The organism is Bacillus sp. VA13 (assembly GCF_055710085.1).
On sequence record NZ_JBVQPP010000002.1, the window covers coordinates 167,870 to 193,909 of the forward strand.

Sequence of the window (26,040 nt, forward strand, 5' to 3'; positions counted from 1 at the left end):
GTCATCACTCCTTTATTTTTGCATCGGCACGATAATGTCCTGTTCCTTCGCTACTTCAACGGCACGTTCATAACCCGCATCCGCATGACGGATAATGCCCATTCCCGGGTCGCTCGTTAAGACTCTGGCAAGCCGCTCGTCAGCCAGCTCACTTCCATCGGCAACCGCGACCATGCCGGCATGCAGGGAATAGCCCATTCCAACGCCTCCGCCATGGTGGAAGGAAACCCAGCTTGCACCCGCCGCCGTATTGACAAGCGCATTTAGCACAGCCCAATCGCCGACAGCATCACTTCCGTCCTTCATCGCTTCTGTCTCCCGGTTTGGAGAGGCGACAGACCCGCAGTCCAAATGATCTCTTCCAATGACGACAGGCGCTTTTAGCTCTCCGTTTCTAACCAACTCGTTAATGGCGAGGCCCATCTTTTTTCGTTCTCCATATCCAAGCCAGCAAATACGGGACGGCAAGCCTTGGAACGTGACTTTTTCCTGTGCCATATCAATCCAGCGGTGAAGAGCTTTATGTTCCGGGAACAGTTCTTTTAATAACGCATCCGTACGGTAAATATCTGCCGGATCACCGGAAAGCGCCGCCCAGCGGAACGGTCCTTTTCCTTCGCAGAATAAGGGGCGAATGTAGGCAGGGACAAACCCCGGAAAATCGAAGGCATTCTCCAGCCCTTCATCCTTTGCGACTTGCCGGATATTGTTGCCGTAGTCAAATACAACAGAGCCCTTTTGTTGAAAGGCCAGCATGGCTTCCACATGTTTTTTCATGCTTTGCTTCGCAAGGCGCACGTAAAGGTCTGGATTGTCTTGCCGCAAACGGTCAGCTTCATCAAGTGAATAGCCCTCGGGAACATAACCGATTAAAGGGTCATGGGCAGATGTCTGATCCGTCACAATATCAATTTTGACGCCTCGGTTCAAAAGTGTGTGATGAACCTCAGCCGCGTTTCCGAGAAGAGCGATGGACAAAGGTTTTCCTGCCAGCTTTGCCCCTTCAGCCCACGCTAATGCTTCCTCAATCGAGGCTGTTTTACGGTCGCAGTATTTTGTTTCAATGCGCTTGTCGATGCGTTTCTCATCAACCTCAACGGCAATGACGACTCCTTCATTCATCGTGACAGACAGCGGCTGGGCGCCTCCCATTCCGCCGAGCCCGGCTGTCAGCGTCAATGTTCCTTTTAAACTTCCTCCGAAATGCTGTCTCGCCAGCTCAGCGAAGGTTTCATAGGTTCCTTGCAATATGCCTTGTGAGCCAATGTAAATCCAGCTGCCTGCCGTCATTTGCCCGTACATCATTAACCCTTTTTTCTCAAGCTCGTGGAAATGCTCCCAGTCCGCCCACTTCGGAACAAGAACAGAATTTGCTAAAAGCACGCGCGGGGCCTGCGGGTGTGTACGGAACATGCCAACGGGCTTTCCGGATTGCACGAGCAATGTTTCATCATTTTTTAGTGTTTTCAAGGAATGCTCAATGGCGTGAAAAGCGTCCCAATCCCGTGCGGCTTTGCCAATCCCGCCGTATACGATGAGGTCCTCCGGCTTCTCGGCGACTTCCGGATCAAGGTTGTTTCGAAGCATCCGAAGCACCGCCTCTTGCTCCCACCCTAAGCATTCAAGCTCTGTTCCCCTGTTGGCACGGATTGATTTTTTTACATCAGTCATATGTTCATCCCCCTCAGTTCTTCATTTTGATGATCTGGTAATAAAGATTCCTTCTTCAGCCAGTCCGTCAAGCGTTCAATGTCATAGGAAAACACACGGTCCTGCTGAATGGACGGCACGACTTTTCTCATTTCCTGAAAAAGCTGTTTGGTATAGGACGCTGCATGTTCTATGCCTCTGTATTCAACCGCCTGCAATGCGCAAATCGCTTCGATCGCAATGACTCTTCTTGCATTCGCGATCACCTGATAAGCATGCCGAGCGGCGATGGTTCCCATGCTGACATGGTCCTCTTGGTTTGCGGATGACGGAATAGAATCCACACTTGCAGGATGGGCCAGTGTTTTATTTTCAGAAACGAGTGAGGCCGCGGCATACTGCATGATCATTGCACCGGATTGCAGACCGGGATGAGGGCTTAGGAACGGCGGCAGGTCATTCAGCTGTGGATTTACAAGTCTCTCGATCCGGCGCTCTGCGATATTCGCAAGCTCTGAAATTGCGATTTTCAGAAAATCCATGGCAAAGGCAATCGGCTGTCCGTGAAAGTTTCCGCCAGAGATGACTTTGTCACCATCATTGAAAATGAGAGGATTGTCCGTAGCTGCATTCATTTCAATCTCTAATTTTTCTTTGACATAGCCTAACGTCTGCCAAGTCGCACCGTGTACCTGCGGAATACAGCGCAATGAATATGCATCCTGTACCCGCAGTTCTCCTTGGGAGGTTGTCAGGCTGCTGTCAGATAGATAGAAACGTATTCGTTCTGCGACATCGATCTGCTCCTGATAGCCGCGGGCTAAGTGAATATCCTCGTCAAAGGCATCTATAATTCCTCGCAGCCCTTCAATCGTTAAGCTGGCAATGCGCTCAGTTTGATAGGCTAGTTTTTCAGCTTCAATGTATGAGACCACACCCATAGCGGTCATGGCCTGAGTCCCGTTAATCAAGGCAAGCCCTTCCTTGGATGTCAGCGTTACCGGCTGAATACCGGCTTTTTTCAATCCCGTCATTGCTGGCATTCTTTCCCCCTCAAAAAAGACTTCTCCTTGGCCGATCAACGCAAGTGCCAGATGGGAAAGCGGTGCCAGATCCCCGCTTGCGCCAAGTGATCCCTGCTGGGGGATGACAGGATGGACGCGTTTATTTAAAAAAGCAAGCAATTGTTCAATCAGCTCAGCACGTACACCGGAAAACCCTTTTAACAGCGCATTGGCGCGTAAAAGCAGCATTGCCCTGGAAACACACTCAGGAAAAGGGTCGCCGACACCGCAGGCATGAGAAAGGATTAAATTCAGCTGCAGCGCCGCCGAGTCTTCTTTCTGAATCAGGACATCACTGAACTTGCCAAATCCGGTGGTAATGCCGTAGATTGTCTTTTCTTCGTGAACAATCCGTTCCACTGCCGCTCTGCTTTTTTTTACGCGCTCCATACTTTCTTCAGAAGCCGCTGCTTCTTCAAAATCAAACAGCACACGCGCGACATCGGTTGTTGTCAATGAAGAACCGTCTAAAATCACCATAAGTCCAACTCCTTTGTCTTTACTTTGGTAAAGCGCCCATACAAAAAGGGGCTATGCTGTGAAAATCTGTTTTCACGCATAGCCCCCTATCGCCTAAGATCTATGGGCTGTTTCATATGTGATTGATTCCAACGCCGAATGTCTCATGCTCAAGTCCTTTGATCGGCGCCCCAATTGTTCCGTAAAGCGAGACAGCGATCCAATCGCCTTCTGCTTCACTTTCATAAGGATTTCCCCTCAAAACAGCAAACCTCAAGCCCACTGTCCGAAGCAGCGATCCAAGCAGCATTTCACCTCTGGTCACGCCATGCAAAGCCTCCATCGTCGCATGATATAACGCATGTGACTCGCGATAACCCTCAGATTGAATGACACCACTCTTTTTGGAAGCGGTTTCAATTGCGGCTACTACTTTATGCGCGTCCATTGATCCTACCTTGCCGAGACAGACCTTCCATCCATCTCGCTCCAGCTCCTCGACCTGTGTACTCTCTTCCGCCTCATTCAGCAGCAGAAGAACAGACAGCCGGCCGATCCGACGCTCTTTATGCAGTGTCATATGAATCACTCAATTCCTAAAAATTCTGATAACTATTAACTGAGTATTATATTAATTGGTTCAGCAGCAGAAGTCAAAAGGTTTTTTACAGTCTTTAACAAGTTAGATTGCTATTGTAATAGCGTGACGCAGAAAGCAGGACGGGTTTTCTTTCAGCACATTGCATACCGTAGCCAGACAGGAGTGCGGGCGGCGGCTGTCGTACTCTAGATATAAATTTCAATAAAAGAGGAGCGAAGTGCAGTGAAGAGCTTAAATTGGGGAATCATCGGACTTGGCGCAATCGCTTCAGATTTCGCCAAAGCACTGAGAGAAGTAAACGGAACGGTCTATGCCGCAGGGTCACGAAACTTAGACAAAGCAAAGAAGTTCGCCAAGGAGCATCATGTCGATAAAGCATACGGCAGCTATGAAGAACTGCTGCAAGATGAGAATGTCGATATTGTCTACATTGCCACTCCGCATTCCAATCACTATGAATATATGATGAAATGCCTTCAGCATCACAAGCATGTTCTTTGTGAGAAGGCCATTACCGTCAATGCGAGACAGCTAAAGGAGATCATCAGCATGGCTCAAGAAAAACAGCTGATTGTGTCTGAAGCGATGACCATCTACCATATGCCGCTGTACAAAAAACTCCGTGAGATTGTGAAGATGGGTCGCATCGGGCCTCTTAAAATGGTTCAAGTCTCCTTTGGAACGCGCAAGCCATACGACGTCACAAATCGGTTCTTTAATAAAGAACTGGCTGGCGGCGCACTACTAGACACGGGAGCCTATGCGCTCGCTTTCGCAAGGTACTTTCTCACGAGCCAGCCAAATGAGATCCTCAGCACGGCCAAGCCGACTGACACAGGTGTAGACGAGCAGTCAGGCATGATTCTAAAAAACGCAGACAACGAAATGGCTGTCATATCACTGACAATGAGGGCGAAAATGCCAAAAAGAGGCGTAGTCGCTGGAGAAAACGGCTTTATCACAGTCGACGACTTTACAAGGCCGGACAAAGCGTTCATTACGTACGCAAATGGAAAAACAGAGATGATGAAAGAAGGAGAAACGGCAAAAGGGTTGAACTATGAAGTAGAGGATATGCAAGCAGCAGTCCTGCATCAAACAGACAGCCAGACCATCAGTCTCTCCCTGGATGTCATGAGAATCATGGACAATGTAAGAGAACAGTGGGGAATTACCTATCCGTTTGAATATGAAAACCTCCGGCTTTTATGACGGGCCGGGGTTCCTTCATAGAAAAATGTAAGCGTTTAAAAATTTAATGAAAAAGAGAGGCGAACTGTGTAGATGTTGAACCGATTGTTCCGTGTATGTTTTCTTGCAGCCCTTATCATGGCCTTCACCCTGCCAAACCCCGTCTATGCACAAAAGGCAGAAAAACCCGTATTTACAGAAGTCAGCGTTCATGATCCTTCCGTCATTGAGACAAACGGCACCTTTTATGTATTTGGATCTCATCTTGCTTCAGCAAAAACAAATGACCTCATGCAATGGCAGCAGCTGACCACCAGTGTAAGCAACGACAATCCTCTGATTCCGAATGTCTACGAAGAATTAAAAGATACCTTCGAATGGGCGCAATCCGATACCCTGTGGGCGGCTGACGTCACACAGCTGGCGGATGGCAAATACTACATGTACTACAACGCCTGCCGCGGCGACTCGCCTAGATCCGCCATGGGTGTCGCCGTCGCAGATAACATCGAAGGCCCATACAAAAACAAAGGCATCTTTTTGAAATCAGGCATGGAAGGAACAAGCGATGATGGAACACCGTATGACGCGACCAAACATCCGAATGTCGTAGACCCGCATACCTTCTTTGATAAAAACGGCAAGCTGTGGATGGTGTATGGATCATACTCAGGCGGCATTTTCATTCTTGAAATGAATCCGAAAACGGGCTTCCCGCTTCCTGGGCAGGGATACGGGAAAAAACTGCTCGGCGGCAACCACAGCAGAATTGAAGGCCCATATGTTCTCTACAATCCAGACACCCAATACTACTACTTATACCTGTCATATGGCGGTCTCGACGCAACAGGCGGCTACAACCTCCGTGTGGCCCGCTCCAAAAAACCGGACGGCCCATACTATGACGCAGAAGGCAACTCGATGCTTGACGTCCGCGGAAAAGAAGGAACATTCTTCGACGATCGTTCCATTGAACCGTACGGCGTCAAACTCATGGGCAGCTATTCATTTGAGACAGAAAAAGAAAAAGGAACCGGTTACGTCTCACCAGGCCACAACTCCGCATATTATGACGAAAAAACCGGACGCTCCTATTTAATCTTTCACAGCCGCTTCCCGGGCAGAGGTGAAGAACACGAAGTCAGAGTCCACCAAATGTTCATGAACAAAGACGGCTGGCCGGTAACAGCGCCATATCGTTACGCAGGAGAAACACTGAAAGAAGTTAAACAAAAAGACATCACAGGAACATACAAACTCATCCAGCACGGAAAAGACATCTCAGCCGACATCAAAAAAACCATCAACATCCAGCTCAACAAAAACCATACCATTTCCGGGGAAATGACTGGAACATGGAAGAAAACCGGAAAAAATACAGCTGAACTTACGTTAGCCGGCAAGAAGTATAGCGGAGTGTTTTTACAGCAGTGGGATTCGGTGAGAGAGAAGAACGTGATGACGTTTAGTGTATTGAATGGCAGCGGTGAGACTGTTTGGGGATCTAAATAAGATGGAGAAGCGCCTTCGAGAGAAGGCGTTTTTTATGATCTTTATTGACTATAAGTAACGGTTAAGAGTGAGAAAAAACTAGAAATGGTAGTGAGGTTGAAGGCCTAAACAAAAAGACCCCCTTTATGATTATCATTCCCCTTATAAAATCATACAAATCGAATTTTTAGCAATTTAGAACCGGGATAACTCTCCTTAAGACAGACCCTTTTACCTATTTATCCAATATGACCCATCATGTAATATGAAAATAGTCTGTATTGTAAAGAATTGACACAGTTTGATAGAAACATGAGGTGTTGCGGCATGCATAGTGAAATGTTGTTACATTCGGTAAAAGCCGACTTACATAAAAAGCAGGAACAGATCCATCAGTTAAAACGAGTGCTGCACGAAATCAGGCAAATCAAACACGATTTTTCTGAGGCCCAGCATCTCATTCACCGGCCTCATCTCACCCCGGATGCATGGAGAGGAACACATGCTGAGCGGTTTGAAGATATTCGTGAAGGAATGAACAAAGCATATCATCAAATTAAAAGCGAACAGGTCAGTGGAATTATCGAAAGCATCGAAGGGAAAATCCACTCATTAGAGGGCGATGTCTATTCCATAAGACGCCAAATTACGAGGATAGAGCATGAAATAGAGAAGGACAAACATAAAAAGTGAGGTGAGCACAAATGGCACAGGAAATTAAAATGATCTATGGCACAGTGAAGCAAGGGCTTTCTCAGCTCAAGAATTCAGCTGAACTCAAATCCTCCTTGCCCGGCCATCTCTCAGGCAGAAACCATTTGAATGTTGTAAAGTCCATCGAGCAATTAAATGAGGACATCAAAGAGCTCACTGAAGCATATGCCTCCGTTCTGGCCAAGCATATCGCACAAACGGAAAGCGCGGTAAATGCTATGAAGGAAACGGATGAAAACATATCATCTTCCATGAAATAAAGCGCGGGAGGACAAGGGATTGAAAACATTAGATGTCCACGCTCTTCACGAGGGCATTCAGCATACGATTGAGAAACTCGACAAGCAAAAACAGCAGCTGGAGAAGCTGGAAAAAAGCGTTGAGCATCTGGCAGGCATGAAGGATGCGTTAAAAGGAAAAGGCGGAGATGCGATCCGGACTTTTTACGAGGAGTGCCACAAGCCTTTTCTCCTTTTCTTTGGCATGTTTATCGACGAATATAAAAAAGTGCTGAAACAAACACAGCATGCGATTTCCTCTGTAGAATCTGACTCCCATGGCATGATCGCAGAGGCTTTTCTCTCACACGATGCGAGACACGGGGTCAAGCATGCACGAGAAGTGACAGAGCAGCTCACTGACGCAGTCAATCGCCAGACATCAGCCATCGACCACATCGTCAGCCTGCCGACAGTCAATGATACCTTTTTCCGAATGGAAACAGAACAGGCTGAGCGACTGATTTCGGACACCCTGAACAAGCTCTTTCAATTTGACGGCCAGCAAACCCAAGCACTAGAAACCGCAAAATCAGATTTTCAAACGATGAAAAAGTATATCGATCAGCTCGAAACGATGTACACAGGGCCGAAAATTGAAATTACAGGGTACAAAAGCGGCTCGATTTTGAAATCACAGGAAGAAGAAAAGATCAACCAAACCTTCGGCGGCATAAACTCGCAAATGAAGCAGGCGGATGATTCACCGATGGAGTTGATGTTGAAGAAGCTGGAGAAACATAAGCAGTCCAACGTTGATACCGTGATGAAGGATGGCAAACAACAGAAGATCGAGCGTGAGATTCATGCTGATGATAGTAACTTAACTGTATTACAGAAAGAAGCAGCAGCCCATCCGAAAGTCTATGGAGACATACGGGTGATAAATGATAAACTATATAATCATAAAGGATTAAAAAAGATAGATACGATAGAAGTGATTGACGAACTAACTCGTGATACTGCAAGCATCGACTACGTCGGCGGCAAATATTTTGTATATGAAAACGGCCAAATTGTGAGAGAATTCTACGCTGGAGGGAAAAAGCGGCTAGAAGAAGTTTCTTACATACCAGAGGATAAAGTAGGCGGAGCTAAGTCATTGGATTCATTTTTGGCTGGAACGCAGTATGAATTTATTGAGTGGGTAAGTCCTCAGGGCGCTATTAAAAAATTGGCGGTCAGAGGCGGGAAACGTGTTGTCACAGATGTGGCTAAGCATGTTGCGGAGAAAGATATAAAGGGAGATGTAAAGAAGAAAACTCCTAAGGGTAGCGTTAATAGTAAGTGGTGGCATCCCGGATATGTAGATAATTTAAGCTCTTCCCAAACTGTTATAGGAATAAAAAATTCACCCAAAGGTTTATCAACCCTTGGTAGTTCAACACGTCAGAATGCACTAGATGCAGGAAAAGGATGGGTTGGTGAAGCAGCAGAAAAAATGTATGATAAAGCAGGAAATTTTTTAGGGTACAAAAGTGTAGATAAAATGAGAGCTTTTAGATTGCAATATAAACCAAAAGAAAAAATGTGGAGAGCAAACTTTACTGAAAATGAAATTACGGTTGTAGGATCAAAAACAGAATTAAGAAATGTACATGTTGATATTTTAGATTAAAAGGTGGGATATAATTATGTTAGAAATTAAAGCTTTAACTAAGGATTATGAAAATTGGGGTGAAGACGCTGATGATTTCTACGTTTCATTTGAACTTGATGTAGGATTGCACGATATACCAGGTGCTTCTGATTTGTTTACTTTTAACGTTCTTAGCCCTAAAAGATTGGATAAGATACTTGAAAGTACTGAAATTGAATTAGGGCATGGATATTTCATAATGAGAGATTTTAATATAAAAACTGTCAATTCTACTGTAGAGACTATTATGAATAAATGTAAAGACGATGACTATGATAAGTATGTGAATAATTTATCTCAATATTTTAAATTACAAGGATAACACCAAAAGAGTTGTTGGCATAGAAACACATTCGCTTATAGTTATACTAAAAGAATATGAAGATATCGAAACTGAGATCTATATCGGACTTAATACAAATGTTATATGATAATTTAAGATAAAATAACTAAGAGTTTTTCAAGTTAGAAGATATTCCTGATTATAAATATCTCACTTCAAACTATATTTTAATTGAATAGTTTTCAGGGCCTTACGGTTTGCTTCCTAGTAGATCCAGCTTTAGAGTAGTAACTGTTTTACCTTGATTGGCAAAGTGCCTTTCAAGGTTTTTTAAAATAACTTTTGGGTGGACAAAGCAAGTCCTATCTTGAGTTTTAAAAACTCAAAATGATAAGTGAGGGGTTTTATTAAAAACTGAATTTGATGAAACTAGCAAAGAAGATTGTGGACTATACTTTCGAGTTTTGGGTAATGAGATAAAACTTCAGAGAGTAGAAGTTAGCGATGTGTAGCGAAACAAAGCTTAAAAAACAGGTCGAGAAAGTTATTGATTTAGTATTAGAAAAAAAGAGTTTAGTAAATCAAGAAGATCATAACTATTTAAATACTCTTTTTAAGAAGTTTGTAGGCGAATTTTTAAATGATAATGAGAACATAGAAAAAATAAAACAACAAACTTTTGTAAAAGGAGCTTTACGTGCATATTTTGAAAACTTTCTAGTTGATAGCTATCAAAAACCTCTTGTGGTAGAGCGCTAGATAAATTAAAAACAATGTTATTTAAATAGTAAAGTAACTAGTAAAGTAGTAGTTCAAAAACCAAAAATGAAAGCGTTGACATCCTCTAAATCTAGTGCTAAAGTATACCTACAAACAAATACAGCGACCCGTCAGGATTGTTACTGCGAAAGCAGGCAAAACCTAAATGGTGCAGGTGCAGGAGGAGACTCTCGCAATCTGCGTCATTTAGGTTTTTTTTATTCTCATTTAGGAGGTGATGCGTTTTTTGATACAAAAAAAGCTGGTGAAAGGCGGCCACCTTTCATCCAGCAGTCCCCCCCATAAAAAGGAGGTATACACATGGATTATGATAAATTATCGAAAGACATATTACAACTCGTAGGCGGTGAAGACAACGTTCAGCGCGTGATTCACTGTATGACGAGGCTGCGTTTTAATCTTCATGACAACTCAAAGGCGGATCGCAGTCAGTTGGAGCAGCTGCCGGGTGTGATGGGCACCAACATCAGCGGCGAGCAGGTTCAAATCATTATCGGAAACGATGTGCCAAAGGTGTATCAGGCGATGTTGCAGCATAGCAATCTCAGTGATGAGAAGAGCGCTGGTTCATCCTCTCAGAAAAAGAATGTGCTGAGTGCGGTCTTTGATGTGATTTCTGGTGTGTTTACCCCGATTCTGCCTGCGATTGCGGGAGCGGGGATGATCAAAGGGCTTGTTGCGCTAGCGGTCACGTTTGGCTGGATGGCTGAGAACAGTCAGGTTCATGTCATTTTGACGGCTGTCGGTGACGGCGCGTTCTACTTCCTGCCACTTCTGCTTGCGATGAGTGCGGCGAGAAAATTTGGAAGCAATCCGTACGTAGCGGCAGCCATTGCGGCGGCGATTTTGCACCCGGATTTGACGGCACTGCTTGGTGCGGGGAAACCGATTTCCTTTATCGGGCTTCCTGTAGCCGCTGCCACTTATTCGTCAACAGTCATTCCGATTTTGCTGGCGATTTGGATTGCTTCATACGTGGAAAAGTGGATTGACCGTTTTACACACTCGTCTCTCAAATTGATTGTGGTTCCGACATTCACATTATTGATTGTCGTGCCGCTGACATTGATTACTGTCGGTCCGCTTGGCGCTATTTTAGGAGAATACTTGTCTGCTGGGGTCAATTATTTATTTGATCATGCAGGGCTGGTAGCGATGATTTTGCTGGCGGGAACGTTCTCTTTAATCATTATGACAGGTATGCATTATGCCTTTGTGCCGATTATGATCAACAACATCGCTCAAAACGGCCACGATTATTTACTGCCGGCTATGTTTTTGGCGAATATGGGGCAGGCCGGGGCATCATTTGCCGTCTTCCTTCGCTCCAGAAACAAAAAGTTTAAATCACTCGCGCTTACCACAAGCATAACGGCGTTGATGGGAATTACAGAACCTGCGATGTACGGCGTGAATATGCGTTTGAAGAAACCGTTTGCGGCCGCTTTGATTGGCGGTGCGGCCGGTGGCGCTTTTTACGGGATGACGGGTGTTGCTTCCTATATTGTCGGGGGGAATGCGGGTCTGCCGAGTATCCCTGTCTTTATCGGCCCAACGTTTATTTACGCGATGATCGGTCTTGTGATTGCTTTCGCGGCAGGAACAGCAGCTGCGTATTTGCTTGGATTCGAGGATGTACCGTCTGACGGCAGCCAGCAGCCGGCTGCAGGAAAAAGCTATGAGAGCAGCGGAGAAATCATTCACAGCCCGATTAAAGGGGAAGTGAAAGCATTAAGCGAAGTCAATGACGGGGTGTTTTCTGCCGGGATCATGGGAAAAGGATTTGCCATTGAGCCTGAAGAAGGAGAAGTTGTTTCACCTGTTCATGGAAGCGTTACCACCATTTTTAAAACAAAACATGCAATTGGCATTACGAGTGATCAGGGGGCTGAAATCCTCATACACATTGGATTGGACACGGTGAAACTCGAGGGACAATGGTTCACAGCTCACGTCAAAGAAGGCGACAAGGTCGCGCCGGGAGATCCGCTCGTGTCCTTTGATCTGGAACAAATCAAAGCCGCGGGATATGACGTCATTACCCCGGTGATCGTGACCAACACAGACCAATATTCGTTTTCACCGGTGAAAGAAATCGGCAAAGTGCAGACAAAAGAAGCGGTGCTTGCTTTATCTTAAAAAACTGATGGGGTGATCAATATGAGTTCAAATGCAAAACGATTTCCAGAAGGATTTTTATGGGGCGGCGCAGTTGCTGCCAACCAAGTGGAGGGTGCTTATAACGAGGGCGGTAAGGGGCTTTCGACAGCTGATGTATCGCCGAACGGCATCATGTCTCCATTTGATGAATCAATGACTTCCTTGAATCTGTATCACACCGGAATTGATTTTTACCACCGTTATAAAGAGGACATCGCCTTGTTTGCGGAAATGGGTTTTAAAGCGTTCCGTACATCGATTGCGTGGACAAGAATTTTTCCAAATGGCGATGAAGAGGAACCAAATGAAGAAGGCCTCAAATTTTATGATGATCTGTTTGATGAACTGTTAAAGCATCAGATTGAGCCTGTCGTAACCATCTCTCATTATGAAATGCCGCTCGGTTTAGTGAAACATTATGGCGGCTGGAAGAACCGCAAAGTCATAGAGTTCTATGAACGCTATGCCAAAACTGTATTCCAACGCTATCAACACAAAGTGAAGTATTGGATGACGTTCAATGAAATTAACGTGGTGCTCCATGCGCCGTTTACCGGAGGCGGCCTTGTCTTTGAAGAAGGAGAAAACAAACGAAACGCAATGTATCAGGCGGCACACCACCAGTTTGTGGCCAGTGCTCTTGCCGTCAAAGCGGGTCACGAAATCATCCCTGATTCGAAAATCGGCTGTATGATAGCGGCAACGACAACCTATCCGATGACCTCTAAGCCGGAGGATGTCTTCGCGGCAATGGAGAATGAGCGCAAAACACTTTTCTTCTCAGATGTGCAGGCAAGAGGTGCGTACCCAGGATATATGAAACGCTATCTGGCAGAAAACAATATTGAAATTGAAATGGCTGAAGGCGATGAAGAGCTCTTGAAAGAACATACGGTAGATTACATCGGATTCAGCTATTACATGTCAATGGCGGCAAGCACTGATCCTGAAGATCTTGCAAAATCAGGGGGCAACCTGCTGGGCGGAGTCAAAAACCCTTACCTCAAATCATCAGAATGGGGTTGGCAAATTGATCCGAAAGGCTTGCGCATCACGCTCAACACCTTATACGACCGCTATCAGAAGCCGCTATTTATCGTTGAAAACGGCCTTGGCGCTGTCGACAAAGTTGAGGAGTACGGCACAATCCAGGACGATTACAGAATCAACTATCTGCGTGATCATTTAATTGAAGCGCGTGAAGCGATTGCGGACGGCGTTGAATTAATCGGATACACATCATGGGGGCCAATTGACCTTGTCAGCGCATCTACTGCGGAAATGAAAAAACGCTACGGCTTCATTTATGTGGACCGGGACAATGAAGGAAACGGAACATTAAACCGCATCAAGAAAAAAAGCTTCAACTGGTATCAGCAGGTCATCGCCACAAACGGGGAGAGTCTCTGACAAATTTTTGAAAACTTATGCGCTTCAATTGACAATAACTAAAAGCAGGCGGACAATTAAAGAGAAAGATGAACCACCCACAGTCCGAAAGGCGGGAAGAGCATGTTTAACAAAATGTTAGTTGCGATTGACGGATCAGACATGAGTGAAAAAGCGCTTGATGCCGCAGTGCATTTGGCCAAAGAGCAGCAGGTGGAACTAAGCATTCTTCATGTGGGGAGAGAAGCCGTCGTCACGACTTCTTCTCTGACGGGAATTGTCTATGTGCCTGAACATTTTATTGATGAAATCAGGAACGAGGTTAAAAAAGAGGGTCTCAAAATCCTTGAGAATGCAAAAGAAAAAGCAGCCGAGAACGGTGTTCAAGCTGAAATATTTTACGCGCAGGGCGAGCCGGCTCATGAGATACTAAATACCGCAAAAGAGAAAGGCGTCGGCCTGATCGTAGTCGGCAGCCGGGGCATCAGCGGCCTGAAAGAAATGATGCTAGGAAGCGTCAGCCATAAAGTGTCTCAATTATCAACTTGCCCGGTTTTGATTGTTCGATAGATTTGTTAAAAAAGCGCCTCTCGGGCGCTTTTTTCTATTTAGAATAGAAGTGTTATAATATTTGCATGTAAAAAAGAGGAATTCCATGTGTAGATTTCTGAATTTATAAAAAATATGCTATGGGTACTGGAGGTAGATTACGCTTGATGCAACAGGATCTTTCCATATCGTCAAAACAAAAATCAACAGCCGTAATCAAAATGGTCATCTCCATGGTGATTTTCGGTTCCATCGGCTTTTTCTCGGAGCATGCCAATCTGCCGTCATTTGAATTGGTCTTTGTCCGCTGCCTTTGCGCGACGCTATTTTTAAGCTTTTGCTGGCTGGCGTCCGGCCAGTATAAAACTGAAAAGTGGAGCAAGAGAGAAGTGCTGCAAACATTGGCGTGCGGTTTCTTTCTTGTATTCAACTGGGTGTTTTTATTTAAGTCTTTTGAAGAAACATCTGTCACGATCGCCATCTCCGTTTATCACCTTGCACCGGTGCTTGTTCTTCTTCTGGGGAGCATCATCTACAGAGAGAAATTAAATGTGATCTCCGTCAGCTCCATTATCATCTGCTTTCTGGGAACTGCGCTGATTTCCGGAATTAACGGCAGCACTTCATTGACACAGCTGATGGGATCAGGGATCATATGGGCCGTTCTCGCCGCACTGTTTTATGCGTTCACCACTTTATTGGGAAAAGGCATTCAAAACCTCAGTCCTTACACGACAACCTTCTTGCAAACGGGTTTAGGGGTTATCATCCTGATTCCATTTATTCACTTCGGCGCTTTTGCTGACCTGTCTCAAGGAAACTGGATTATGGTGGTATCTACCGGTATCATCCATACGGGTATTGTGTATTTACTGTTTTTTGACAGTTTACGATTTTTATCAACGAAATTCATTTCAATCATTGTCTTCCTCGACCCGGCTGTTGCGATCGTACTCGATACCGTCTTCACAGGTTTCCGCCCAGACCTCTATCAAACACTAGGTATCGTGATGATCTTTGCGGGCATGGCTTTGACGCTTGTCAGGAGGCAGAGAAAAGCGGATGTGGTTGCTGAGGGTAAGGATATGGAACAAATTCAATAATGATAGAAAGAATGTAAAAAGGCCTAATCGGCCTTTTTTTGTTTTAGGTCAATTTACTCTCGCTAATCCTTAAAATAAGATAAACTTTCTAGAAAAATATTGTAATAATATTTCAGTCTAGTTAAGATTATTGAGTGAATATTACTTTTATTACAAAAGGAGAGAGGAAATGAAAAAAAGAAAGAGGCGGACCTTTAAAAGGTTCATTGCAGCATTTTTAGTGTTGGCTTTAATGATTTCATTATTGCCGGCAGATGTACTGGCAAAAACCACAGAAGAAGAGACTGGAAATCGTATTGTTGCCGATGATCCAGAAGAAACTCCTCGGAATGAACAAACTGAGGAAGCCGTACCTTTTGATCCGAAAGATATAAACAAAGAGGGAGAGATCACCTCAGAAAGAACAGAAAATACAAAGCTTTATTATGAAGGAGACGGTGTCTATAAACAGGAAGTATACCTTGATCCTATTCATACAAAGGAAACACCGAATGCTGACTGGGAAGACATTTCTCCTGAGTTAAAAGAATCGACAAGCAAACAAGTCGAGACAGAGAATGCCATTTTGAATTCAGATTTTCAAAAGCAAATGAAGAACGGGCTTTATGCGACTTTTGAGCACAATGACCATAAGGTTACATATTCACTTGTAGAAGCGAAAGGCCCAAATAAAACTTCACTTACTCCGAAAGATACCTCAGCAGATTATAAGACTGACAGTAATGAGATTGTTTATCCGGATGTTTTTCCGAATATTGATCTTCAGACTTTCACATTCAACGAAAACATCAAAGAAGATTTAGTCCTTCATCAGTATGATGGATACAACACATTTACATTTCAGGTAAAAACCGATTTGCAGGCTAAAGAACAAGAGGATGGATCCATTGATTTTTCTGATGAAAAAGGAAAAGTTGTTTTTTCTGTGCCTAAACCTTTTATGACGGATTCAAAGTTAGATGAGCTTTCTGGCGAGGTTGAACGGTCAGACAAAGTCAGCTATAAGCTGGAAAAGAATGAAGAAGGGTATTTGCTTCACCTCACAGCAGACGAGAACTGGCTGAAAGACCCGGAACGCGTATATCCAGTATCTATCGACCCATCAACATCTTTATCTGTTTCATCGGACACGTTTGTCATGAGTGCCTACCCGACGACGAACTATTCGGCCTCCTCACAAAAATGGGATGCTAATTTAAAGTCTTATGTGCTGAAAACGGGATACTATGACAAAACAACAGGCACAAACTATGCGTTCATGAAATTTAATAACCTAAAACCGATTCAAAATATGACTGTCACCAAGGCTACATTAAAAACTTATGTTGCCCATTCCTATTATGGAACAAAGGCAACCGGTCTTTGGCTGGATACGGTCAACAGCAATTATGATAATGCAAAAGTGACATGGAACACCAAACCGGCATCTAAAAATATCGGAAAAGCCGACGTCCATAAAGGACAGTGGGCGAGTTATGATGTGACCGCTGCTGTAAAGTCATGGAACTCCGGCGGGGCCAACTATGGGTTTAAGCTTCATACAAACGGAAACGGTAAGGAATACTGGAAAAAACTAATTTCTTCAGCGAACTCCGCCAATAAACCGTATATTGAAGTGACGTATACCATACCAAAGGGAAACACCCCTTCCATTAAAGCGTATCACAACGGAGACTCCACTGGTTATTTTGATATCAGCTGGAAAAAGGTTGAAGGTGCGAAAGGATATAAAGTATGGATTTACAATGGTAAAGAGTATCAAGCGATCTCTGCAGGCAACGTCACATCGTGGAGCACTAAAGGAAAAAAGATCTGGCCTACGAGCGCAGAAATTGCTTCCAAGCGATATAAACTGCATGTGGACGGCAAGGACGGAGCCGAATTGGCACTAGACCCATCCCCGGTCTATAAGAATTCCGGCGGAAGCTATGCCACAAGCAAAAACTATTGGATCGGCGTCAGTGCGATATTTGACCAAGGTGAAGGAGCGATGTCCGCACCGGCAAAGCCCGTTATCCCTAATGTAGGAAAAGCACAAGCACCGTCAACCAAGGGCTATAATAATGGAAATGCCACAGGATATTTTGATCTTTCTTGGAAAGCTGTATCAGGAGCCACCGGCTATAAAATTCAGGTATTCAATGGGAAAGGCTTTGAGACACTTGATCTGGGAAATCAGACATCTTGGACCACCAAGGGGAAAAAGATCTGGCCGACAAGTGCAGAAATCAAAGCGGGAAAATATGCTCTTCATCTAAAGGACGGAAACGGAGCAGAGCTGCCGATCAATCCTGGCCCAACTTATAAAAACGCCGGAGGAGACGGAGCCAAAAAAAATTACTCATTTAAAATAATCGCCTATAACAAAGACGGCGAAGCCATTGCATCACCGGCTGCTAATCCGACACTTCCTGATATCGCTAAGCCAAAGAATTTAACTGGCTATTTGTATACAAACACAAAATCGAGTCAAACGGGCTATGTGAATTTGATATGGGAAAAGGTTCAAAATGCGAAAGGCTATAAAGTTAACATCTATAACGGGAAAGAATATCAGTCCTATGATGTTGGTGACGTGGATCATTGGACAACCCAAAATAAAAACATCTGGCCGACGCCTGAGGAAATAAAAGCCGGAAGCTATAAGCTGCATACAGACGGAAAGGGCCGTGAATTGGCACTCGATCCATCACCTGTCTATAACAATGCAAATGGGAATTACAAAGGGAAGAAGAATTATTCTTTCACGCTTTCCGCCTATAATGCAAATGGTGAAACGATTCCGACGGCACCCTTTAACCCAACGTTCCATGAAGGCGCAGAATTCCTTGGAACAGAAGAATACTGGTCTATCATTGATATCCCAAGCGGCCAGTTAAATGGTGCGACAGGCAATGTTATTGTGAATGAAGAAGACCTGTCAATTGACGGACGCGGACCGGGACTTGGCTTATCGAGAACCTACAACAGTCTTGACACCTCTGATCATTTATTTGGGCAAGGCTGGTATGCTGATGCAGAAACATCTGTCATCTCGACGGATGGCGGGGCAATGTACATCGATGAAGACGCTACGACCCATCGATTTACGAAAAAAGCCGATGGCACATATCAGCCGCCGACCGGTGTATATCTTGAATTAACAGAAACAGCTGATCAGTTCATATTAAAAACAAAGGATCAAACCAACGCTTATTTCAATAAAAAAGGCGGCAAACTCCAAAAGGTAGTGGATGGCCACAACAATGCAACTGTCTATACTTACAATGACAAAAATCAACTGACAGCCATTACAGACGCATCAGGCCGCAAGCTCACATTCACATATGACGAAAATGGCCATGTGACCTCCATCACCGGACCTAAGAATAAGAAAGTAACCTACTCATATGAGAGTGATTTGCTGAAGAAAGTCACGGATACAGATGGGACTGTCACAAGCTTTGACTATGATGCGGAAGGGCGTCTTGTCAAACAATATTCAGCCAACAGCAACGAAGCAAAGCCTGTCTTTACCGAATATCAGTATAGCGGACACCGTCTCGAAAAAGCGATCAACGCTAAAAAAGAAACATATGTCTATAGCTATGATGCTGATAAAAAGACGCTTCTTATGACACAGCCAAATGGCCGGAAAGTACAGTATGGCTATAATGAAGCGGGAAATCCCATTCAGGTTATTGATGATGCGGAAGGGCTAAAAATTACAACAAATACAAAATATGAAGGCAATAATGTCGTAGAAGATGTAGATCCAAACGACGTCGGAACCGGAAAAGCAACGGAAAGCTATCAATATGACAAAGATGGCAACGTTACATCCGTTAAAGACGCGTATGGAACTGAGACATACGAATACAACAAAAACAACGACGTCACAAAGATGAAGGATACCGAGGGCAATGTCACGGATATTGCTTATGACGGACTGGATGCTGTATCCGAAACCGATCAGAGCGGAAAATCATCTTCAGCAGCTGTTTATGATAAATATGGAAACCAGATTCAATCCAGTAAAGATTTATCAGCTTCAACTAATATTTTGAAAGACGGAAGCTTTGAAGCGCAAAAATCCGGCTGGAATCTGACTGCATCTAAAGACAGCGGCAAAATCTCAGTGATTGCCGATAAAAGCGGGGTTCTTTCCGGATCAAAGGCATTGGAAGTCTTGAGCCAATCAACGTCTGCCGGAACAGATCACGGATATTCCTCAGCGACACAAACAGTTGAGCTGGAGCCGAATACAACCTATACATTAAGTGGGAAAATCAAAACAGATCTAGCGAAATCAAGAGCTTACTTTAACATTGATTTGCGAGACAAAGATCAAAAACGAATTCAATGGATTCACAATGAATACAGTGCATTAGCCGGAAAAAATGACTGGACAAAACGGCAAATCACTTTTACGACTCCGGCAAATGCAGGAAAAGCTGTTGTGTACATGGAAGTCGATCATAGAGATAAAGATGGCAAAGGAAAAGCATGGTTTGATGAAGTCCAGCTGGAAAAAGGCGAAGTTTCGTCAAGCTATAACCCAGTTCAAAACAGCAGTTTCACAGCAGCAACGGAAAACTGGAATGTAAGCGGGGCCTCCGTTGATTCTGAGGAAGGCTTTAATGATGACATATCATTAAAAGCTGCCCGGACCAGTGCGTCCCAAGCCGGATCAGTAACAAAACAAACCGTTGTCTTAGGGCAAAGCGCAAACGACAAACCAGTTTATCTCACACTGACAGGAATGTCGAAAGCCAGCAGCGTCAAATTTACAGATGAAAAAGACTATTCTCTGCAGGCTAATGTCACTTACGCGGACGGCAGCACAGGTGTATACAATGCCAAATTCCCTTCTGGAACACAGGAATGGAACCGGGCAGCTGTCGTTATACCAAAAACAAAGCCGATCAATAAAGTCGATATCAGCATTCTGTTCCAAAAGAGTGCGACAGGAACAGTCTGGTTTGATGATATCCGCCTGATTGAAGGAAGCCTTCTGACAAAAAGCACGTATGACAGTAATGGTAACTATGTGACCAAGGAAGAGGACGAACTAGGTTACGCCACTTCAACTGATTACGATGAAACTGGTAAGAAAACAGCTGAAACGGATGCAAAAGGTGAAAAAACAACCTATACGTATGATCAGGCAGACCAATTGACAAACATGACGCTCTCCAACGGCACTTCTATCCTTCACAGCTATGATAAGGAAGGCAATGAGGTAAGCAAAACCATCCGGGCGGGAGCAGATCAAACCTATAAATACGAATATGATGTCATGGGCAAGCTTGTCAAAACAACTGACCCTCTCGGCAATGTGTTAGCAAGCGAATATGATGCCAACAGCAACCTGACCAAAACCATTTCACCGAATGGCAACGAAGTGTCTCTTTCTTATGATGGAACAGACCGGGTGAAATCAAAATCATATAACGGTACAGAAAAGTACAATTTCACGTATGACAAAAATGGAAATGAAACGTCAGTCGTCAATAAAGAGCAGAACACCACAAAGAAACGGACATTTGACAACAAAAACCGTTTAACCGAATTGACTGACCGCGGCGGCAGCCAAACTTGGACATATCCTAGTGACTCCGATAAGCTGAAAACCTTCTCATGGAGCCATGGGGATCAAAAAGGAACGAATCAATTTACGTATAACAAACTGGATCAAATGATTGAGATGAAAGACAGTACATCTTCCTATTCATTCGATTATGATGAAAATGGCAACGTCCAAACCTTTATTACGGGCAACGGTGGCGGAACAAGTTTTTCTTATGACGAAAGAAACCTTGTAAGCTCGCTGCATATCGGCGACAAAAACGGCGGAAGCATTCTGACAGAAAGCTATGAATACGATGCCAACGGAAACCGTACCACGATAAACAGTTCAGCAAGCGGCAAGGTGCAATATGAGTATGGGAAGCTGAATCAGCTTGTCAAAGAAATCCATGAAGATGGTACTGTCATTGAATACACATATGATGGATTCGGGAACCGGAAAACCGTTACAACTGTAAAAGACGGTTCAAGCAAAACGGTGAACGCTTCCTTCAACATCATGAACCAGCTGACAAAAGTTAATGATGAAAGCATCTCTTACGATAAAAACGGCAACCGTACATCCGACGGCAAATTCACATATACGTGGGATGCAGAAGATAACCTGACCGCCGTTACAAAAAAGGGCGAAGACAAGCCATTCGCAACATATAAGTATGACGAAAAAGGAAACAGAATCCAAAAAACCGTCAACGGAAACGTCACGAACTACTTCTATGACGGAGACAGTTTGAACGTCTTGTATGAAACAGACGCGGACAACAATGTCACAAAATCGTACACGTACGGGGACAGCGGCCAGCTGTTATCCTACACAGAGAATGGCAAGAAATATTTCTATCACTACAACGCACACGGCGACGTCATCGCGATCTCAGACAGCACTGGAAAAACCGTTGCCGAGTATCAATATGACGCATGGGGAAATCCAACAAAAACCGAAGCAAGCGAAGAAGTAAAGGACAACCGCTACCGCTACGCAGGCTACCAATACGACGAAGAAACCGGCCTGTACTATCTCATGGCCCGCTACTACGAGCCAAGAAACGGCGTGTTCCTATCGCTCGACCCAGACCCGGGCAGCGACGGAGATTCATTGGATCAGAATGGGTATGCTTATGGAAATAATAACCCGGTGATGAATGTTGATCCGGATGGGCATTGGGTTTGGCTTGTGGTAAATGCCGGGTTTGCAGCCTATGATGGGTACAAGGCATATAAATCAGGTAAAGGATGGAAAGGTGCTGCTTGGGCGGCTGCTTCTAACTTTGGGCCTGGGAAGATATTTAAGGGTGCTAAGAGAGTTTATAGATTTGCGAAATCAGGTAAAAATTTCAACTGGAAACATATCAAAAAAGATCATGGTCCTAAGTCGAAGGCACGAATGCCAAATGGGCAACCAAAAAGCAAGTTTAGAAGTGCTAAAACTTTAAGAAGAACAACTAAGGCAACAGCAAGAACTAGACCGGCATACGTCCAAAAAGATGGTAGAACAGTTCACTTTAAGAAGTTTAAAAAGCCTATTGGAAGAAAAACGAATGGTAGGCATACTTATACTGTAAAGGTTGTTAAGTCTGGAAGGTATGTTGTAACGAGTTACCCTTATTAAAAAGTGAATAAAAGGAAGAGGGATGATTCTTTCTTCCTTTTTAAAAATAGAAAGGATGTCATCTATGCATGAACTAAAATTTAGAGATTTGAATGTCGAAGTAAATGAGGAAGATACAGTATTACTATCGATGACTGAATCAGAAATAATTGTATTGACTAAAAAGGAAATCGATTATGGTGCTAAATATATAAATCATATTGTTCTCTACTGTAACACTGATGGACGATTCTTAAATAGCTTTAGCATACAAACAAACGAACAAGTCATAAATGTACAAAAAGTTGATGATTCATTCTTGTTTTTAATTGATAAAGAGTACGAGGATAGTGTTAGAGACGTTGAACCCAATATATATTTGTGGAATCCGATTGAAGGATTCCATCAATCTTTTTATGCGGGGCGATACATTAATTCAATGATAATAGATCAAAATAAGAATTTATGGGTCGGCTATGATGAAACGGGTATATTTTCATGCGTTGATCAGGAAATAAGCACGAGAGGGATTAATAAATTCGTTTTGAAAAATGGAAAATATGAATTGTATTTCCACGGTGTTAGTTCTTATGTGATTGACCAATATTTTTCTACTTTTGTAAGTGAGGATGCCATCTATTTGTATTACAGATCGATGGGTGAAGATTATTTACAAAAATTGAATTTACTTGGAGAAACATTAGAAAGAGTTGAGGTTGGAATAGAGTGTAGTTCATGCATCAAAAATGGATCATCTATTTATCTTTTCAGTCGTGATGATGACTCTTACAATATTGAAAAAGTATTCAAGACGAATGACATGCAAAATTATGTAGAACAAAAAATTTCAAATGAAAACAATGGAGAAAGTCTATGTTTTACACAAGTAGCTTCCTATAAAGATAAGGTTGCAGGAATTGATCATAATAATAAGCTTTTTCTGTTAAATAATCAAAGCTTATAAAAGGGGATGCTCAACAAGTAGACTCATCAAATTTGGTAAGCAGTGAAAGTGAGAAATTTAGATGGAACATACAAATAGGAGGAATCCATTTGAATTCACACAATACGAGAAATTGAAAAAGCATCTTTCTGATGCGGATACGGGTCCATATACATTAAAAGAGTTTTCTTTCTATATGAAAGAAGATGATCGTTATATTCATATTCCTGTGTTTGAATTAAAACTCTCAGCTCAAACCTGTGACATTCATTTGCGGTTTGATGACATCAGTGCATCGAAGCTGGATGACCTTGAATCCATCGAATGGGTTGAATTTGAGATTTTACCGACTGACGATCAATGGGAAAGGCTTCGCTATTATGTGTATGATCAAGAAAACCAAATGAGTTTCTATTGTGGAGGATGGGATGTGATCAAGTGTGACAAGAAGTCACACTGATTTTCCCCTTTTTGCTTGAGACCCCCCACCTCATTTTTATTCTTCAACGCAATTTTTTTCTGCCTTCAGCCATCGTAAAGAAACAATCTCCGAGGAACTGGATCATGGTGGTATCTACCGGTATCATCCATACTGGTATTGTCTATTTGCTGTTTTTTGACAGTTTGCGATTCTTATCAACAAAATTTATTTCAATTATTGTCTTCCTCGACTCGGCTGTCGCAATCGTACTCGATACCGTCTTTACGGGTTTCCGCCCAGACCTCTATCAAACACTAGGCATCGTAATGATCTTTGCGGGCATGGCTTTGACGCTTGTCAGGAGGCGTGGGAAGGCGGATGTGGTTGCTGAGAATTCTCAAATATAGGCCTGATGAAAAGAATATCGAAATGATAAAAGCAGCTGTTTTCAACAGCTGCTTTTATTTTATTTCCAAATGTACTTTCGATACAGATTCCCCATAGCGTATATCACTTTGAGAAATGAACCTAAAGAAATGAGTCTATAGTCACTGTATATGGGAAATGCATCTTTTATCGTCATAATTTAGTATTTTAGAAGGATGCATCTTTTTTTGATCACAATTATCATAATTAAAGATGAATAAAGAACTACAATAGAGTAGGAGGAATTGCATAATGAAAAAGAAATTGATCATGACATTCGCATCTTTTGTTATCGCCTTGACAAGCTTTACAGCTATTGATCTTGCTGATAACAAAGCACAAGCAAAAGATTGGGTGAAAAGAGGCAGTATTTGGACTACCCATTACCATTCAGGCTCATTCAAAAACTATACGTACTCACCTACATTTCAGATTTTTTATTCAGGTCAAGGAACGAATGCAAGCATTAATGCAAACGGATCTGGAAGCGGGAATATAAAAGCCGAGATGCAACAGAAGACAAGTAAAGGATGGAAAACCATTAAAACTTTTTATGCAAAGAAAAAGGGTTATACCAACTTGAGCTACAGTAAAGCATCTAAGAGCTATAAAACAAAATACAGATTTAAATTCAGTAATACAGGAACTAAAAAAACGATTAATTATACATTCGCTTCTCTTTATTAAAAAGCAAAACCCCAGCCTTCACTCAAGGTTGGGGTTTCTGCGTTTGACTCGCCAAATTCTGAAGACAGCGGCTGCGTAAGTGAGGGAAGCCGGAATAGTAATGGCGATGAGAAAGATAAAAAGGATGTGTATGGTGTTATGAAGTACGGTAGCTTCAGCAGAAAAAAGCATACTCCTGATGACAGTGAAAGCCGCAGTAAGACAGAGCATAAACAATGTGATATAGCGAAGGGTATATTCACTTTGTTTGTATTTATCAATCATGGTTGAACGGTCGGAGTAAATCGGCTTCGTTCCGGGTGCAGCGGCAAAGATATGTGTGGTGTATTCAGAACAAACATGCTCCCATCCAGCATTTTCGAATATGTCAAGGTATTCATCCATGCTGTCATCATTGACGGCACGATAGTCTAAGCTGTAAATCAAATTCCGCGGTTCAGCTTTTCTAAGTTTATACCCCATAAACGCAAATGAATCGAGCACCCAGCCTTTGCTGGCCATATCACTTAGTCTCTTCATATCCTTTTCCTCTGAAAACGCCAATCCTTTAGACATCATATATTTTTTCTGTTTCATGACTAGTCCCCTTTCAATTGTTGAAAAGCGCGTTCTCCGTGTTCAGCCATCCATTTTCTGCGATGAATTTCTTTTTTCAGTAATTCTTGGCCGCTTCGTGTGGTTTGGTACACTTTGCGGCGCGGGTTGTCATTGTTGACAAGCTCAATGATCTCTTCTTGCAGTAATTTCTTTAACAATGTATATAAGGTAGCCGGGCCGATCGTGAAGGAGTCATCGGTCATGTCTTCAATCTCTTGCATGATCGAATATCCGTGTTTTGGTTCCAGCAATGTTAAGACAATATAATAGGCTGGATCGGTAAGCTGATCCATTTCCTGCGGACGTTGCTTTGGCAAGTGGTCACCTCATTTCCTATATCAATAAATGATATATCAACTATTGATATAATAAAATCTTCCTTTCTGTTTGTCAACGCCATTTTTTTCTGCATTCAGTCATCATAAAGAAACAATCACCGAGTATGCATTATTGTATACG

Annotated in this window: 20 protein-coding genes and 1 pseudogene; 16 read left to right on the forward strand and 5 right to left on the reverse strand. The window is 43.3% G+C overall.

The features are described 5' to 3' along the window. Window positions 1-12: 12 nt before the first annotated feature. From hutU to hutP, 3 genes are all read right to left on the reverse strand, one after another. Entirely contained in the window at window positions 13-1,671 is a 1,659-nt protein-coding gene (hutU, locus tag AC0C66_RS09110; protein ID WP_072181649.1) for a urocanate hydratase, read from the reverse strand. After that, on the reverse strand, window positions 1,668-3,194 hold the full coding sequence (gene hutH / locus AC0C66_RS09115) for a histidine ammonia-lyase (protein ID WP_014115737.1): 1,527 nt from the start codon (window positions 3,192-3,194) through the stop codon (window positions 1,668-1,670). The genes hutU and hutH overlap by 4 nt, the downstream gene beginning before the upstream one ends. 112 nt (window positions 3,195-3,306) lie before the next feature. Further along, the gene (gene hutP, locus AC0C66_RS09120) at window positions 3,307-3,753 is read right to left on the reverse strand and encodes a hut operon transcriptional regulator HutP (RefSeq protein WP_003243875.1); all 447 of its coding nucleotides are present in this window, start codon (window positions 3,751-3,753) and stop codon (window positions 3,307-3,309) included. A gap of 243 nt (window positions 3,754-3,996) precedes the next feature. Between hutP and AC0C66_RS09125 the strand changes: the two genes are divergently transcribed. The 16 genes and pseudogenes from AC0C66_RS09125 to AC0C66_RS09200 all read left to right on the forward strand — a co-directional run bounded on the left by AC0C66_RS09125 (window position 3,997) and on the right by AC0C66_RS09200 (window position 24,984). Further along, window positions 3,997-4,986: a Gfo/Idh/MocA family protein gene (locus tag AC0C66_RS09125; RefSeq protein WP_072181650.1), complete on the forward strand. Its 990-nt coding sequence runs from the start codon at window positions 3,997-3,999 to the stop codon at window positions 4,984-4,986. 72 nt (window positions 4,987-5,058) lie between these two features. Further along, complete coding sequence (abnB, locus tag AC0C66_RS09130; RefSeq protein ID WP_072181651.1) at window positions 5,059-6,477, forward strand: arabinan endo-1,5-alpha-L-arabinosidase AbnB; 1,419 nt, start codon at window positions 5,059-5,061, stop codon at window positions 6,475-6,477. Window positions 6,478-6,783: 306 nt separating this feature from the next. Next, entirely contained in the window at window positions 6,784-7,149 is a 366-nt protein-coding gene (locus tag AC0C66_RS09135; RefSeq protein ID WP_072181652.1) for a YwqH-like family protein, read from the forward strand. A gap of 11 nt (window positions 7,150-7,160) precedes the next feature. After that, entirely contained in the window at window positions 7,161-7,430 is a 270-nt protein-coding gene (locus tag AC0C66_RS09140; RefSeq protein ID WP_072181653.1) for a YwqI/YxiC family protein, read from the forward strand. A gap of 19 nt (window positions 7,431-7,449) precedes the next feature. Continuing rightward, window positions 7,450-9,066, forward strand: a complete 1,617-nt coding sequence (locus AC0C66_RS09145) for a ribonuclease YeeF family protein (protein ID WP_461845871.1) — start codon at window positions 7,450-7,452, stop codon at window positions 9,064-9,066. Between the two features lie 16 nt (window positions 9,067-9,082). Then, on the forward strand, window positions 9,083-9,409 hold the full coding sequence (locus AC0C66_RS09150) for an Imm8 family immunity protein (RefSeq protein ID WP_041521106.1): 327 nt from the start codon (window positions 9,083-9,085) through the stop codon (window positions 9,407-9,409). A 465-nt stretch (window positions 9,410-9,874) separates the two neighbouring features. Further along, window positions 9,875-10,129 carry a hypothetical protein gene (locus AC0C66_RS09155; RefSeq protein ID WP_072181655.1) on the forward strand — a complete coding sequence of 85 codons (255 nt, stop codon included), beginning with the start codon at window positions 9,875-9,877 and terminating at the stop codon, window positions 10,127-10,129. Window positions 10,130-10,450: 321 nt separating this feature from the next. Next, window positions 10,451-12,289, forward strand: a complete 1,839-nt coding sequence (bglP, locus tag AC0C66_RS09160) for a PTS beta-glucoside transporter subunit IIABC (protein WP_461845872.1) — start codon at window positions 10,451-10,453, stop codon at window positions 12,287-12,289. A 21-nt stretch (window positions 12,290-12,310) separates the two neighbouring features. Further along, window positions 12,311-13,720, forward strand: coding sequence for an aryl-phospho-beta-d-glucosidase (gene bglH / locus AC0C66_RS09165; RefSeq protein ID WP_088680086.1), 1,410 nt, complete (start codon window positions 12,311-12,313; stop codon window positions 13,718-13,720). Window positions 13,721-13,822: 102 nt separating this feature from the next. Then, the gene (locus AC0C66_RS09170; protein WP_461845873.1) at window positions 13,823-14,269 is read left to right on the forward strand and encodes a universal stress protein; all 447 of its coding nucleotides are present in this window, start codon (window positions 13,823-13,825) and stop codon (window positions 14,267-14,269) included. A 146-nt stretch (window positions 14,270-14,415) separates the two neighbouring features. Next, entirely contained in the window at window positions 14,416-15,351 is a 936-nt protein-coding gene (locus AC0C66_RS09175) for a DMT family transporter (protein ID WP_088680123.1), read from the forward strand. Window positions 15,352-15,520: 169 nt separating this feature from the next. Continuing rightward, window positions 15,521-22,528, forward strand: coding sequence for a tRNA nuclease WapA (wapA, locus tag AC0C66_RS09180; protein WP_472973541.1), 7,008 nt, complete (start codon window positions 15,521-15,523; stop codon window positions 22,526-22,528). Between the two features lie 22 nt (window positions 22,529-22,550). Then, window positions 22,551-23,471, forward strand: coding sequence for an immunity protein WapI (gene wapI, locus AC0C66_RS09185; protein ID WP_014115726.1), 921 nt, complete (start codon window positions 22,551-22,553; stop codon window positions 23,469-23,471). Between the two features lie 112 nt (window positions 23,472-23,583). After that, window positions 23,584-23,688 (forward strand): annotated as a pseudogene (locus AC0C66_RS09190) (hypothetical protein); the annotation flags it as partial. Between the two features lie 254 nt (window positions 23,689-23,942). Continuing rightward, the gene (locus tag AC0C66_RS09195; protein WP_371864106.1) at window positions 23,943-24,278 is read left to right on the forward strand and encodes an EamA family transporter; all 336 of its coding nucleotides are present in this window, start codon (window positions 23,943-23,945) and stop codon (window positions 24,276-24,278) included. 271 nt (window positions 24,279-24,549) lie between these two features. Beyond that, window positions 24,550-24,984: a hypothetical protein gene (locus AC0C66_RS09200; protein ID WP_014115722.1), complete on the forward strand. Its 435-nt coding sequence runs from the start codon at window positions 24,550-24,552 to the stop codon at window positions 24,982-24,984. A gap of 18 nt (window positions 24,985-25,002) precedes the next feature. Here the strand turns inward: AC0C66_RS09200 and AC0C66_RS09205 are convergent, their stop codons facing one another. Beyond that, entirely contained in the window at window positions 25,003-25,560 is a 558-nt protein-coding gene (locus tag AC0C66_RS09205; protein ID WP_461845875.1) for a DUF2812 domain-containing protein, read from the reverse strand. A gap of 2 nt (window positions 25,561-25,562) precedes the next feature. Next, window positions 25,563-25,898 (reverse strand): PadR family transcriptional regulator, encoded by a 336-nt coding sequence (locus AC0C66_RS09210; RefSeq protein WP_014115720.1) that lies wholly within the window; start codon window positions 25,896-25,898, stop codon window positions 25,563-25,565. Between the last annotated feature and the right edge of the window lie 142 nt (window positions 25,899-26,040).